Source organism: Algoriphagus aurantiacus (assembly GCF_035156405.1).
GTDB classification, from domain to species: Bacteria; Bacteroidota; Bacteroidia; order Cytophagales; family Cyclobacteriaceae; genus Algoriphagus; species Algoriphagus aurantiacus.
The window spans coordinates 19,408-33,815 of record NZ_JAXRUT010000039.1 but is presented as its reverse complement, the minus strand read 5'-3'; the positions used below and the strand labels follow the sequence as shown (position 1 = coordinate 33,815).

Genomic DNA, 14,408 nt, shown 5'->3' with positions numbered 1-14,408 from the left:
ATATTTTCGAAAGTGAGCAGGGGGGTGTTTTGAGAAAAAAAGAAAAATCACCCTAAATAGCCAGAAAACCCACTATTTTAGACTATCAAAAACTTACTCGGATGACAGTAAAAAAGAATCCAAAAAATATTCTTGACTGATAGGGACCATCAATTATGATCTTTGGACATAGGAATTTGTATTTCTTATAGAACTGCTCAGAATCCCCCCTACATTCCTTGATATGCCTAATCAATTATCATAACGATATATTTGCTGGCGGGGAGTTGCTATCGTCTCCGCCAATAATACAGTGCTACCAATCTTGCGCAAGTCTTTCGCGCCGCCGTTCGTGTCCACACGAACGGCTTAGATTTCATTATTTACTATGCCAGCCTGCCTGTGGAGGGGCCGAAACCAAAAATATCAGAGGGAAAATGCAAGGTTCCAAGTCGGGTGCAGTTCCAGTTTAAATGAAAATCAAAGTAAATCTGCTCATGATCCCCCTTTTACAAAGAAAACTACAATGACTAGACATATTTGCTGAAGGGGGAGTTGCTATCGTCTCCGCAAATAGCATAGCGCTAACCATTTAGTGTAAGTCGTCCTTACTCTTACCAACTGCAATCCCTTACACTGCTGTTACGAATTGGCTTTAGCCGTTCGTGTGACACGAACGGCGGCTGTGGTATCTAATTGAAGTCGCCTAAATCCCAACAAAATACAAAACAATTTCCAGGACAATATATTTGATGAAGGCGGAGCTGCTATCGTCTCCGCAAAAAAAAACATTGTGCAAACCATTACAACCACACTACAACATAAATCTCTAATCCTCATTTTCCATTTTCCCTTCAAGTCATGGGTAAGGTTAAGCGCCAGCCATTTTAAATTCTGACTTATTCCAAACCCCGATGCTCCAATCCCTTCCTTGGCCTAATCAATAACCTACAACGAACACCTAACCTTAAGGAAACAACTCTCTGTATAGAATCTTTTCCTGAGAAAAGTTTGGGACAGACTTTGCCTCCTTTGATGGTGTCAGGTTTCATTGCGGATAATCATGGTAAGGGTATGCCCAATTAACTTCTTTGAGATCTAGGCTCCATTTCAGCATCTATTTGCTACATACTGGGTACTTTCTCCCCAGTATTAAGAGTAAAATGCCCAGTAAATCAAACCATTATGAATTGGTTAGTTATTTGATAAAGCATGTTGGCTCAAAAAGAAGTATTAGATATCAAAATACAGTATTCTGTATATTAAAATCCCAATGAAAATTAGGATAAAAAATGAGTACAAAAACTACTCACATTCTTATCTTTGCTGTCAGAAATGCTCAAAACAGTAGTCAGAATTTAAGTTTTGGCATTATTTGAGCCCTTTTATTTTAAATTCTGTAAATAAGTTGCCTTTTGGCAAATCAGAAGAAATTGAAATCAAAGGTCCTAAATGATTGATAGTTGGAGTTTATTTTACTTCAAATTTTCCTTCATTTTTGGGACTGAAAGGGCGAAGCTGTGGGAAGTTTGAGCTAATCATTTTTTAAAAATTTTACAAAGAAGTCATTTATGAAAATTGCAGTTGTAGGTACCGGCTATGTTGGCTTGGTATCAGGAGCATGTTTTGCAGATGTAGGGATTGAAGTGGGAGGTTGTTGAAAAACAAAATCATATTTGACGGAAGAAATATCTAAGATAAAAAGTATTTGAAAACGTTGGGTTTTGATATTTACAGAATTGGAAGTAAATAGCGACTTGTTTTTTCGCTATTTGTTTGAATTTTCTTAAAGGCTATTAATATAGAATGAAAATTTTTAATGTAATTCTTTCCGGTGGAGTAGGTTCCAGACTATGGCCGCTTTCCCGCAAATCACAACCTAAGCAGTACCTCCCTATTTTCGCAGGAGAAACCCTATTTCAGAATACGGTTAGGAGAAATTCCGATTTTTGCGAGCAAGTGATGGTGGTCGGAAACTGCGATAACTACCAACTCTCCAGGAAGGATCTTGCTTTAGCTGGTATAGGCAATTACGTGGAGGTAATAGAGGCTTGTCCCAGAAATACAGCTGCTGCAATTGCTTTTGCAGCCTTTGCCGCTCAAACAGAAGATATTCTTTTTGTTACTCCTTCTGATCACTTGATAGAGTCTGGGAAAGCATATCAGCTTGCTGTGGATAGGGCTTTGCAGCTAGCTAAGGAAGGGAATATCGTCACATTTGGACTAAAACCAACCAAACCTGAGACGGGTTTTGGATACATAGAGGCGGATGGGGAAGAAGTAAAGGGGTTCCGTGAAAAGCCAAATAGGGAGACAGCTGAGGGATTTCTGAAAAGTGGAAATTTCCTCTGGAACTCAGGTATGTTCTGTTTTCAGGCTGGAGTTTATCTGGATGAACTTCAATCTTTTGAACCAGAAGTATATAAAGCATCCATGGAAGCTTATAAAGCAGCTGAAGGGGGTAAACTCGATTTTGATCTCTCCATGCAAATTCCATCTATATCTGTGGATTATGCGGTGATGGAAAAGACCAAAAAGATAAAGGTCGTCCCTTCCGTATTTGCCTGGTCAGATATGGGGTCTTTCGAGTCTATCTACGAGCATTTCAAAAAGCAGGGACATATTGTGGATTCTAAAGGAAATATGGTAATAGGAACAAGCCTTCACACTGAGTTTTTAGGCTTGAAAAACACGCTTCTTATCCATACTAATGATGCTATACTGGTACTGAAAAAAGATAATGCTCAGGATGTGAAGAAGGTGTTTGAGAGGCTGGAGAAGGAGAGGCCAGAGTTGGTGACCTAATTCGCAGGCTCATCTTTTAGACACGGAGATGCACAGAGGGATCACAGAGTTGCACAGAGGATTTCATTAATTGTAAAAAAGACTATAAAACAACGCTCAGTGTATCTCCAATTTACTCAGTGAATCTCAGTGACAAAAAAAAGGAAAACACAGATAAACCACAGAGTCTCACAGAGAAACCACAGAGTTGCACAGAGATTTTTTGTGAGACATAAAAAAATGGGTTAGAATATTTAGGTTGTATTATAAATAGGAAATAGACAGAGTCTCACAGAGAAACCACAGAGGATTTAATTAATTGTAAAAAAGACCATAAAACAACTCTCTGTGAATCTCCTTTTTAACTCAGTGCATCTCAGTGACAAAACACTCAGTGACAAAACATGAATGACCCTTTAACTCAAAAAGTAATAGGAGCCGCAATAGAAGTTCATAGACATCTTGGACCAGGTCTCTTGGAGTCTGCATATCAAAAATGCTTAGAATATGAACTGGTAAATTTAGGTTTTTCAGTAATTAGAGAGCTTATACTCCCAATTACTTACAAGGAATTAAATATTTCCCAAGCCTATAGGATTGATTTATTAGTGGAGAATGAATTAGTAATTGAAACAAAAACAACTGAGAAACTTAATGAAATTCATTTAGCTCAAATTCTCACCTATTTAAAATTTGGAAATTATAACCGAGGACTTTTAATAAATTTCAGAGAGAAACTCTTAGTCAATGGCATAAGAAGGGTATCTCTTTAAACAAATAAAACTATAAGCTCTGTGCAACTCTCATTTAACTCTGTGAATCTCAGTGGAAAAAAATAAGAAAATATATATCGCCGGACATCGTGGCATGGTAGGTTCTGCCATCTGGAGAGCGCTGGAAGCCAAAGGGTACAGCAATTTAATCGGTAAGACTTCAAAAGAATTAGACCTTAGAAATCAACATGCTGTTTCTGATTTTTTTCAGGAGGATAAGCCGGATGTGGTGATTGATGCAGCTGCACGGGTAGGAGGTATTTTGGCAAACAACAACTATCCATATCAGTTTTTGATGGAGAATATGCAGATTCAAAATAATCTGATTGACTTTTCCTTGAAAGCAGATGTACAGAAGTTCATATACCTTGGATCTTCCTGTATCTACCCAAAACTTGCGCCGCAACCATTGAAGGAGGAATATTTGTTGACTGGACCTTTAGAACCAACCAATGAGTGGTATGCCATAGCAAAGATTACTGGGGTGAAAGCCTGTGAAGCGATTAGAAAGCAATTTGGGAAAGATTATATTTCCTTGATGCCTACCAATTTATATGGTACCTACGATAATTTTGATTTAAATACTTCCCATGTACTTCCTGCCATGATAAGGAAGTTTCATGAGGCAAAGGAGAATGGGAATACTCCTGTAGAACTGTGGGGATCTGGAACACCGATGCGGGAGTTTCTTTTTGTTGAAGACCTGGCAGATGCAGTGGTTTATTCTTTGGAAAAAAAATTTCAGGACAATCTTTATAATGTAGGAACGGGAGTGGATTTGACCATCAAAGAACTGGCTGAGTTGATCCGGCAAACGGTTGGTCATACTGGAGAGATCAAATGGGACTCAAGCAAACCCGATGGTACGCCTAGGAAGTTAATGGATGTATCCAAAATGGAACAAGCTGGATGGAAAGCAAAAGTGAGTTTGGAAGAAGGGATTAAGAAGACATACCAGTGGTTTTTGGAAAACCAGGAGACTTTTAAGCAAGTGAAGATTTGATGTTTGTGACACAGAGTTACTCGGAGAAGTCACAGAGTCTCACAGAGATTATGAGGGGTTTATCTATAAAGTCAACTCTCTCTGTATATCTCAATAATTTCTCTGAGCATCTCTGTGTCACACCAAATAATTCTCTCTGTATATCACTGTGACTAACAATTTATCTCTTTAAAATTTAATATAAATCTCCGTGCCCCTCGGTGCTTCTCCGTGGTTCTCGGTGACCAAACTTATACCTTATGAAAATAGCATTAATAACCGGTGTCACTGGCCAAGACGGCTCATACCTAGCCGAACTTTTATTGGAAAAAGGATATCAAGTTCACGGTATCAAGCGTAGAGCTTCTTCCTTTAATACCCAACGGGTAGATCACCTCTACCAAGATCAGCATGAGAAGGCTGTGAATTTCAAATTGCATTACGGTGATTTGACAGACTCTACCAACATTATCCGTATTATCCAGGAAGTGCAGCCAGATGAGATTTACAATTTGGGGGCCATGTCTCATGTGAAAGTATCTTTCGATTCTCCCGAGTATGTAGCCAATGTGGATGGAATTGGAACTTTGAGAATTCTGGAAGCAGTCCGGATTCTTGGAATGGAGAAAAAGACCCGAATCTATCAGGCATCTACTTCTGAACTGTATGGAGGTATGCCAGAAAATAAAAATGAGAAGGGATTTTATGATGAGAACTCTCCTTTTTATCCACGTTCTCCTTATGGAGCTGCGAAGATTTACGGTTTTTGGATTACCAAAAATTACCGGGAAGCTTATGGGATGTTTGCATGCAATGGAATACTTTTTAACCATGAATCTCCAAGAAGAGGGGAAACTTTTGTAACCCGGAAAATCACTATGGCTACCGTTGCCATTGCTTTAGGTATGCAGGACTGCTTGTACCTAGGAAACTTAGAAGCCTTAAGAGACTGGGGACATGCCAAGGATTATGTGAGAGCCATGTGGTTAATCCTTCAGCAGGATAAGCCTGAGGATTTTGTGATTGCAATGGGAAAAACTACCAAAGTAAGAGATTTTGTGATTATGGCATTCGATCACATAGGTTTCAAAATCCGTTGGGAAGGAGAAGGAGTGGAGGAAGTTGGAATACTCGATTCCATAGATGAGGATAAGTATGAGCATTCTACCGGTCAGCCTCTCAATCCCTCAATCTCTAATCTCATAAACTCTGCACTTGTAAAAGTTGACCCAATGTATTTCCGCCCAACTGAGGTGGACTTACTATTAGGCGACCCAACCAAATCTAATACCCAACTAGGCTGGACACCAGAATATGACCTGGCAGGATTAGTAAATGATATGATGATTTCCGATATCAAATTGATGCAAAAGGATATGCATTTGGTAGAGAAAGGGCATGAGGTTTATAGACAATCGGAGTAGAGCCTTAATCTTTAACCTCATAACCCTTAACCCTTGTACTGTAACAAGTTAAAAAGTTAAAAGTTAAAAGTTAATTCCTGAACTCACAGTTTAACCTCTTAACCCTTTTAACCTTTAACCCCTTAACCTTTTAAAAGTTAAAAGTTAAATGTTAATAGTTAACCACTTAACCATTAACCAATTAACAATTAACCATTAACCATTAACCATCTTTATTCTCATAAATGTTAATACCAATTTCAGAAAGTAAAATCGCAATCATTGGCCTCGGCTATGTAGGACTTCCCTTGGCAGCTGCTTTTGCGGAAAAATACAAGACAGTGGGATACGATATCAATCCTGCAAGAGTTGATGAATTACAAAAAGGACGCGACAGAACCTTGGAAGTGGCAGATGAAGATCTGCAGAAAATATTGGTGAAAACTAGCACCGAGCTGGATCAGAAGGGTCATGGCTTGCTTATTACTGATGCGGTACTTCCAGTAACTTCTGCGAATATCTATATAGTAACTGTACCAACTCCTACGGATAAGCATAATCGTCCAGTACTCACCCCGATGATCAAAGCATCGGAGATGATTGCAAGAAATCTTAAGAAAGGTGACGTGGTGATCTATGAATCTACGGTCTATCCAGGAGTTACAGAAGAGGAATGTGTGCCTGTATTAGAGAAGATTTCAGGATTGAAATATAACGAAGATTTTTTCGCAGGCTATTCTCCCGAGCGGATTAATCCAGGGGATAAAGAGCATACAGTTACCAAGATTCTAAAAGTTACTTCAGGCAGCACTCCTGAAGTAGCGGAGTACGTGGATCAACTATACAAATCCGTGATTACTGCGGGAACACATAAGGCTTCTTCTATCAAAGTAGCTGAGGCTGCAAAGGTGATTGAAAACTCCCAGCGAGATATCAATATTGCATTTGTCAACGAACTTTCAAAGATATTTAACTTGCTAGAAATAGACACACAGGAAGTCTTAGAGGCTGCAGCAACCAAATGGAATTTCCTTCCTTTTAAACCGGGCTTGGTAGGAGGACACTGTATAAGTGTAGATCCATATTATCTGGCTCAGAAAGCGCAGGAATTGGGATATCATCCAGAAATAATATTGGCAGGACGGCGTCTCAATGATTCCATGGGCAAGCATATAGCTACTGAAGTAATCAAGCATATGATGCGTAAAGATCTGAAGGTAATAGATTCTAAGGTCTTAATACTTGGCTTCACTTTTAAGGAAGATTGCCCAGATGTGCGAAACACAAGAGTTATCGATATCTATAATGAGCTAAGGTCTTTTGATATAGATGTATGTGTATATGATCCATGGGCAGATGCTGCAGAAGTAAAACACGAATACGGTATTGAAATTCTCGATAGAGAGGCAAAACCTAATTTAGCTGATTACTCTGCAGTAGTCCTTGCTGTAGGACATCAGGAATTTAAAATATGGGATATTAAAAAATCTGATTCCCAGGTAGTGTTTGATGTCAAATCAGTATTGAGTAAGGATTTAGTAGACGCTAGACTTTAGATTAATAAAATGGAGATATTATCGCTAATTGGTAGAAATGATGAGTTGTTTAAAAATGATATTTCAAGTAAAACAGATGAATTATCAGCTATAGTAAGTAGTTCTTGTTTTTTGGTTTTAGGTGGAGCAGGCTCTATTGGCCAGGCTGTAACCAAAGAGATTTTTAAAAGAAATCCAAAAAAACTTCATGTTGTAGATATTAGTGAAAACAACATGGTCGAATTAGTTCGAGACATAAGAAGTTCCTATGGCTATATTGACGGTGATTTCCAGACTTTTGCTCTTGATATTGGATCGTTAGAATATGATGCTTTTATCAAAGCTGACGGGGCTTATGACTATGTGTTAAATCTCTCTGCTTTGAAGCACGTAAGAAGTGAAAAGGATCCTTTCACATTAATGCGAATGATTGATGTCAATGTTTTCAATACAGACAAAACAATCAAACAATCGATTACAAATGGAACAAAAAAATATTTTTGCGTCTCTACTGATAAAGCTGCAAACCCGGTGAATATGATGGGGGCATCCAAGCGTATTATGGAAATGTTCCTAATGAGAAGAAGCAAAGATATTTCAATTTCTACAGCTCGATTTGCAAACGTAGCTTTCTCAGATGGTTCACTTCTGCATGGATTTAATCAACGAATCCAAAAGAGACAACCAATAGTGGCCCCTTCTGACGTAAAACGTTATTTTGTTACTCCACAGGAGTCTGGCGAACTGTGTCTAATGTCCTGCATATTTGGTGAAAATCGGGATATATTTTTTCCAAAATTGAGTGAAAGTCTTCATTTGATTTCCTTTGCAGACATTGCTGTTAAATATCTGGAGCAATTGGGGTATGAGCCTTATTTATGCCAATCTGAAGAGGAGGCAAGACAATTGGCCAATTCATTGCCAGAAGAAAGAAAGTGGCCTTGCTATTTTGCTACCAGTGATACAACAGGAGAAAAGGATTTTGAAGAGTTTTTTACCGATAAAGAAACATTGGATTTGGAACAGTTTCACAATCTTGGCGTGATAAAAAATGAGCTAAATATTGAAGCAGATAAGTTAGGCTTATTCGAAAGAACAATTTCAAGCTTAAGAAATGCAGGGGAATGGAACAAATCTGATATAGTAGATTTATTCCATAAAATGATATCTGATTTTGGACACAAGGAAACAGGAAAGTATTTAGACTCTAAAATGTAATGCGAGCAATTCAGGAAACCATAGCTTTTATTAGAGAAAGTTTTAATTCCAAAGATTTTATCCCACTACATGAACCCCGTTTCCGTGGAAATGAAAAGAAATATCTTATAGCTACAATAGATTCTACCTTTGTTTCTTCTGTAGGGGCTTACGTAGATAAGTTTGAAGAGATGATGAAACAGATCACAGCAACAGAAAAGGCAGTTGCAGTGGTTAATGGGACTGCAGGAATACAAGTGGCACTTAGGTTAGTAGGTGTAAAAGCGGGAGATGAAGTCCTTACTCAAGCTTTGACCTTTGTGGCTACAGCCAATGCTATTGCCTACAACGGAGCACATCCTGTGTTTTTGGATGTAGACCGTGATACGATGGGACTTTCCCCCATTGCTGTAAGTAATTTTCTGGAGGAACATGGCGAATTGAGGGAGGATGGCTGTTATAATAAACTGACAGGGAATAAAATTTCGGCCTGTCTGCCCATGCACACTTTTGGTTTTCCATTGAGGATTGATGAATTGATTGATGTGTGTGATACATGGAAAATTCCCGTTGTAGAAGATGCAGCAGAATCTTTAGGCAGTCAATTCAAGGGAAAACCGACAGGGAGCTTTGGTACTCTTGGTGTTTTCTCTTTCAACGGAAACAAAATAGTTACCTGCGGAGGAGGAGGAGCAATTGTCAGTAATACACAGGAATTGGGTGAGAAAGCCAAATACCTCACTACTACTGCTAAAAAGCCGCATCCCTATGAGTATTATCATGATGAGCTGGGTTATAATTTTAGAATGCCAAATTTGAATGCTGCACTTGCATGTGCTCAATTGGAGAATTTGGATGATTTTCTAGAAAATAAAAGAAATCTCGCACAACAGTATGAACAATTTTTCAAAGGAACAGAGATTAAATTCCGTACTGAAATGCCAGGTACTAAAGCAAATTACTGGCTAATGTGCTTAGAACTTGAAAATAGAAAGGAAAGGGATATTTTTCTACAAGAAACCAATGCCGCAAAGGTGATGACAAGACCAATTTGGCAATTAATGTATAAGCTTCCTATGTATAAATCGTGCATGCGGGATGACCAGGTAAATGCAAAGTTTCTAGAAGATCGTATAGTAAATATCCCAAGTAGTGTCAGATAAGGAAGTAATTCTGATAGGATATTCAGGTCACGGTTTTGTTTTAGCCGAAGCAGCCATTTTATCAGGTTTAATTTTAAATGGCTATACAGAGATTAGCGAAGCTACTTGTAACCCTTTTGGACTAGAATATCTGGGCTGTGAAACGGATGCTGATTTCCAAGAATGGGACACTGATAGTAAATATATTCTTGGAATTGGTGACAATAAAATCAGGCAGAAAGTAGGGAATTATGTCATTTCCAAAAAAAAGGAACTTTCAAATGTCATTCACCCTTCAAGCTCAATTTCTAAAACCTGCGTTATGGGATTTGGCAATTTCATTTCAAAAAACGTTTCCCTCAATCCATTAGTAACGCTTGGTAATCTATGCATTATTAATACTGGTGCAATTATAGAGCATGAATGTTCAATAGGAAATGCTGTCCATATTGCACCAGGAGCTGTATTAGCCGGAAATGTAAGTGTGGGTGACCTTAGTTTTATAGGTGCAAATGCAGTGATAAAGCAAGGCGTACGAATAGGTAAAAATGTGATAGTAGGAGCGGGTTCTGTTGTATTAAAAAATATAGAAGATAATCACAAAGTTGTAGGAAATCCAGGCAGGATATTATGATAAATAAAGTGCTAATAATCGCTGAGGCAGGTGTCAACCATAATGGTGATATAGCCCAAGCTAAAAAACTTATTGATGCTGCAGCTGAGGCAGGTTCGGATTACGTGAAGTTTCAAACTTTTAAAGCGTCCAAATTAGTAACCAAATCAGCGGAGCGCGCGAATTATCAAAACGCTAATACAGGTAATTCAGATTCTCAATATGAAATGCTGAAAAAACTAGAACTTTCTGAAGATGCCCATCTAGAACTTATCTCTTATTGTAAGTCAAAATCTATTAAATTCCTATCTACAGGTTTTGATCTTGATAGTTTAGAATTTTTGAATAATATTGGGATTGACCTTTTTAAAATACCATCAGGAGAAATAACCAATCTTCCATATTTGCGCAAGATTGCTAGTTTTAATAAACCGGTAATCATGTCAACTGGAATGGCATCTATGAATGAAGTTCAAGAAGCATATGAAGTTTTGATTCTCGAAGGACTACACAAAAGTGGTATATCCATTGTCCACTGTAACACCGAATATCCCACGCCTATGGAAGATGTCAATCTTAAGGCTATGAATGACATAGGTGATAAGTTAAGTGTTAAAATAGGATACTCAGATCATACGTTAGGTATTGAAGTTCCAATTGCTGCGGTAGCTATGGGTGCTACTGTTATTGAAAAGCACTTCACTTTAGACAGAAATTTGCCGGGGCCAGATCATAAAGCATCTTTGGAACCTACTGAGCTGAAAGCTATGGTCGCGGCTATTCGGAATATTGAAAAAGCTATTTCAGGATCTGGAAAAAAAGAACCTTCTCCTTCTGAAATAAAGAATAAATCCGTTGCTCGCAAAAGTATTATTGCTACAAAAGCCATAAAAAAGGGGGAAAAGTTTAGCGAATCAAATCTAGGAATTAAGCGTCCAGGAATAGGTGTAAGCCCGATGAGGTGGGACGAGGTAATAGGATCATACGCGATAAAAGATTTTGAGGTAGAGGAGTTGATAATTTTAGATTAAATGAAGAAAATTGCTGTGGTAACGGGTACACGTGCTGAATTTGGACTCTTAAAACCTCTTATAAATCAAATTCTTCATAGAAATGAATATCAGTTGCAGCTTATAGTCACCGCCATGCATCTTTCTCCAGAATTTGGTTATACTCTACAGGAGATTGAAAAAGGCGGTTATATAATTGCTAAGAAAATCGAGTGCCTTCTTTCTTCTGACACTGCTACTGGTGTCACTAAATCTATCGGTTTAGCAATGATTGGATTTGCTGATGCCATGTATGAATTGCAGCCTGATCTGGTTGTTATTTTGGGTGACCGCTCCGAAATGTTAGCTGCTGCTACGTCAGCAATGATGGCCAATGTTCCCATAGCTCATATACATGGTGGTGAAACTACAGAAGGGGCATATGATGAGTCTATTCGTCATGCTATTACAAAAATGAGCCATTGGCATTTTGCTTCTACAGAAACTTACAGAAAGCGCATCATTCAACTAGGTGAGAATCCAGAACGTGTGTTTAATGTTGGAGCCATAGGTTTAGATTCAATTAAAAAACTTGATCTATTAAGTCGCGAAGAATTTGAGAAATCTATCAGTTTTCGATTAGGCAAGAAGAATATTCTTATCACCTTTCATCCAGTAACTTTAGAGAATAATTCGGCAGAAGAGCAGTTTATTGAATTGTTGAATGCATTAAAATCATTGAAAGAAACGCATTTTATATTTACGCATGCCAATTCAGATAAAAACGGACGTATCATTAATCAAATGATTGCACAATTCGTTTCAGAGAACAATGAAATCGCTATTGATTTTAAATCCCTTGGGCAGCTACGTTATTTATCTAGTCTTCAGTATATGGATGTAGTTTTAGGAAATTCTTCCAGTGGAATTATTGAAGTTCCCTATTTCAATATACCTACCATAAATATAGGAGACAGGCAAAAGGGGAGAGTTATGTCTGATAGTGTAATTAACTGCAAGCCAAAGAAAGCGGAGATTGATGCTGCTATTTATAAAGGTTTTAGTTCTACTTTTAGAGATCACATAAAAAAGCAAGAACAACTTTATGGAAATGGAGATTCCGCAATCAAAATCATGGAAATATTGGTAAATCTACCTTCAAACGACCTTAAGAAAGTATTTTACGATTTGAAATTTTAACAATGAAGTTAGAGAACCTACTAATACATAAGGATAAGACTATTCTTGAAGCCTTACAAAAATTAAATGATATACTATATATAAGCCATATCAGTAGACTTATTTTATTTGTAATCGATGATGATGAATCAATTCTGGGATCTCTGACAGATGGTGATATTCGCCGATCTTTACTTAAGAATGCTGATCTTAAACTAAGAACAGGTCAAATATGTAATCGGGATTTTGTATTTGAAAATCATCAAACAGGATTTTTAGATCTTAAAAAATATAGGCGGCGTGATATTAAGATTTTACCAATTCTGGATGAATCAAGAAAACTTGTAAGAATCATAGATCTAGAGATAACTAAATCCCAACTTCCTTTGGAATGTATGATTATGGCTGGGGGGCGTGGCAAGCGATTAAGCCCTCTGACCGATACAGTGCCCAAACCAATGTTACCCCTAGGTGATAAACCCATTATAGAAAGCAACATTGATCGTCTGATTTCCTTTGGTATTAAAAAGATCTACATTTCGGTAAAATACCTTGGTGAGCAGATCGAGCAGTATTTTGGTGATGGCAACAGCAAAGGAATTAAAATCGAGTACATCTGGGAAGATAAACCACTGGGAACCGCAGGAGCGTTGGCACTTGTAGATCACTATGACACAGAGCATATCCTATTGATGAACAGCGATCTATTTACAGATGTGGACTTTGAAGACCTCTATTTGGATTTAATTAATCAAGGTGCGGATATGGTCGTGGCTTCTACGGAATACAAGGTGGATGTACCCTATGCCGTTTTTGAGACCAGCAATAGTCATGTGGTTGATTTTAAGGAAAAACCCTCCTATGTCTATCATTCCAATGCGGGAATATATATATTAAAAAATGAATTGGTAAGTCAAATCCCTAAAAATGAATTCTACGACATCACGGACCTTATGACAAAGCTGGTTAAGGAAGGGGGCAAACTTGTTCACAATCCTATTCACGGCTATTGGATCGATATAGGTAGTCCGTCCGATTATATTCGAGCGCAGGAATTTGTTAAACACTTAAATTAATGTTAGTAGTTATACCCGCAAGAGGAGGATCTAAAGGACTTCCAGGTAAGAATATCAAAGTGCTTGGAGGGAAACCTTTAATTCAACATACGATAGATGCTGCAAAGGCCGTTTTTAAGGAAGATGAAATTATTATAAGTACTGATAGTGAGGAAATCAGGAAGACAGTCATAGATTATGGTTTACATGTTCCTTTTTTAAGGCCTTCCGAGTTAGCAACAGATAAGGCTGGTACATATGAAGTATTATTGCATGCGATTGAATTCATGGAAAATAAAGGGATATATAACGATATACTAGTCCTACTACAACCCACATCACCATTTAGGAAGGCAGAACATATTAAAGAGGCATTTGCATTATACGCAAGTGACTTAGATATGGTTGTTTCTGTTAAGGAAACTAAAGCCAATCCATATTATGTACTTAAAGAGGAAAATGAACACGGATATTTAGAAAATTCAAAATCTGGAAATTTTATCACAAGACAAGATTGTCCTCCAGTCTGGGAATTAAATGGAGCTATTTATATAATAAATATTAAATCATTAAAAAAGAAAACTATTAGTAATTTTATTAAAGTAAAGAAATTTGTTATGAATGAAACCTCATCTCATGATATTGATACACTACTTGATTGGCAAATTGCGGAGTTATTATATCTGAAGAGCCAGAATGGCATATAAATATTTAATTTCTAAAAGCGGTATTAATCAGCTGTTTATATTTATTTTGTCTTATCATTTTGTGTTTTCT

Annotated in this window: 12 protein-coding genes and 1 pseudogene; all 13 read left to right on the top strand. The window is 37.6% G+C overall.

Annotation, left to right across the window (positions count from 1 at the left end; translation table 11 throughout):
• Positions 1-1,550: 1,550 nt before the first annotated feature.
• Positions 1,551-1,628, top strand: a pseudogene (locus tag SYJ56_RS24185) (hypothetical protein); the annotation flags it as partial.
• A 157-nt stretch (positions 1,629-1,785) separates the two neighbouring features.
• Positions 1,786-2,784, top strand: a complete 999-nt coding sequence (locus tag SYJ56_RS24180; RefSeq protein WP_323838739.1) for a mannose-1-phosphate guanylyltransferase — start codon at positions 1,786-1,788, stop codon at positions 2,782-2,784.
• 383 nt (positions 2,785-3,167) lie between these two features.
• Positions 3,168-3,536 (top strand): GxxExxY protein, encoded by a 369-nt coding sequence (locus tag SYJ56_RS24175; protein ID WP_323838738.1) that lies wholly within the window; start codon positions 3,168-3,170, stop codon positions 3,534-3,536.
• Positions 3,537-3,588: 52 nt separating this feature from the next.
• Positions 3,589-4,539 carry a GDP-L-fucose synthase family protein gene (locus SYJ56_RS24170; RefSeq protein ID WP_323838737.1) on the top strand — a complete coding sequence of 317 codons (951 nt, stop codon included), beginning with the start codon at positions 3,589-3,591 and terminating at the stop codon, positions 4,537-4,539.
• A 239-nt stretch (positions 4,540-4,778) separates the two neighbouring features.
• Entirely contained in the window at positions 4,779-5,942 is a 1,164-nt protein-coding gene (gmd, locus tag SYJ56_RS24165) for a GDP-mannose 4,6-dehydratase (protein ID WP_323838736.1), read from the top strand.
• Positions 5,943-6,166: 224 nt separating this feature from the next.
• Positions 6,167-7,477 (top strand): nucleotide sugar dehydrogenase, encoded by a 1,311-nt coding sequence (locus SYJ56_RS24160; protein WP_323838735.1) that lies wholly within the window; start codon positions 6,167-6,169, stop codon positions 7,475-7,477.
• 45 nt (positions 7,478-7,522) lie between these two features.
• Positions 7,523-8,674, top strand: coding sequence for a UDP-N-acetylglucosamine 4,6-dehydratase (locus SYJ56_RS24155; RefSeq protein WP_323838734.1), 1,152 nt, complete (start codon positions 7,523-7,525; stop codon positions 8,672-8,674).
• Entirely contained in the window at positions 8,674-9,816 is a 1,143-nt protein-coding gene (locus tag SYJ56_RS24150) for a LegC family aminotransferase (RefSeq protein ID WP_323838733.1), read from the top strand. The genes SYJ56_RS24155 and SYJ56_RS24150 overlap by 1 nt, the downstream gene beginning before the upstream one ends.
• Positions 9,806-10,429 (top strand): acetyltransferase, encoded by a 624-nt coding sequence (locus tag SYJ56_RS24145; RefSeq protein WP_323838732.1) that lies wholly within the window; start codon positions 9,806-9,808, stop codon positions 10,427-10,429. The genes SYJ56_RS24150 and SYJ56_RS24145 overlap by 11 nt, the downstream gene beginning before the upstream one ends.
• Positions 10,426-11,439, top strand: a complete 1,014-nt coding sequence (gene neuB, locus SYJ56_RS24140; protein ID WP_323838731.1) for an N-acetylneuraminate synthase — start codon at positions 10,426-10,428, stop codon at positions 11,437-11,439. The genes SYJ56_RS24145 and neuB overlap by 4 nt, the downstream gene beginning before the upstream one ends.
• Positions 11,440-12,597, top strand: coding sequence for a UDP-N-acetylglucosamine 2-epimerase (gene neuC, locus SYJ56_RS24135; protein WP_323838730.1), 1,158 nt, complete (start codon positions 11,440-11,442; stop codon positions 12,595-12,597). It abuts the gene before it with no gap.
• Between the two features lie 2 nt (positions 12,598-12,599).
• Entirely contained in the window at positions 12,600-13,652 is a 1,053-nt protein-coding gene (locus SYJ56_RS24130; protein ID WP_323838729.1) for a nucleotidyltransferase family protein, read from the top strand.
• The gene (locus SYJ56_RS24125) at positions 13,652-14,338 is read left to right on the top strand and encodes an acylneuraminate cytidylyltransferase family protein (RefSeq protein ID WP_323838728.1); all 687 of its coding nucleotides are present in this window, start codon (positions 13,652-13,654) and stop codon (positions 14,336-14,338) included. The genes SYJ56_RS24130 and SYJ56_RS24125 overlap by 1 nt, the downstream gene beginning before the upstream one ends.
• Positions 14,339-14,408 lie beyond the last annotated feature (70 nt).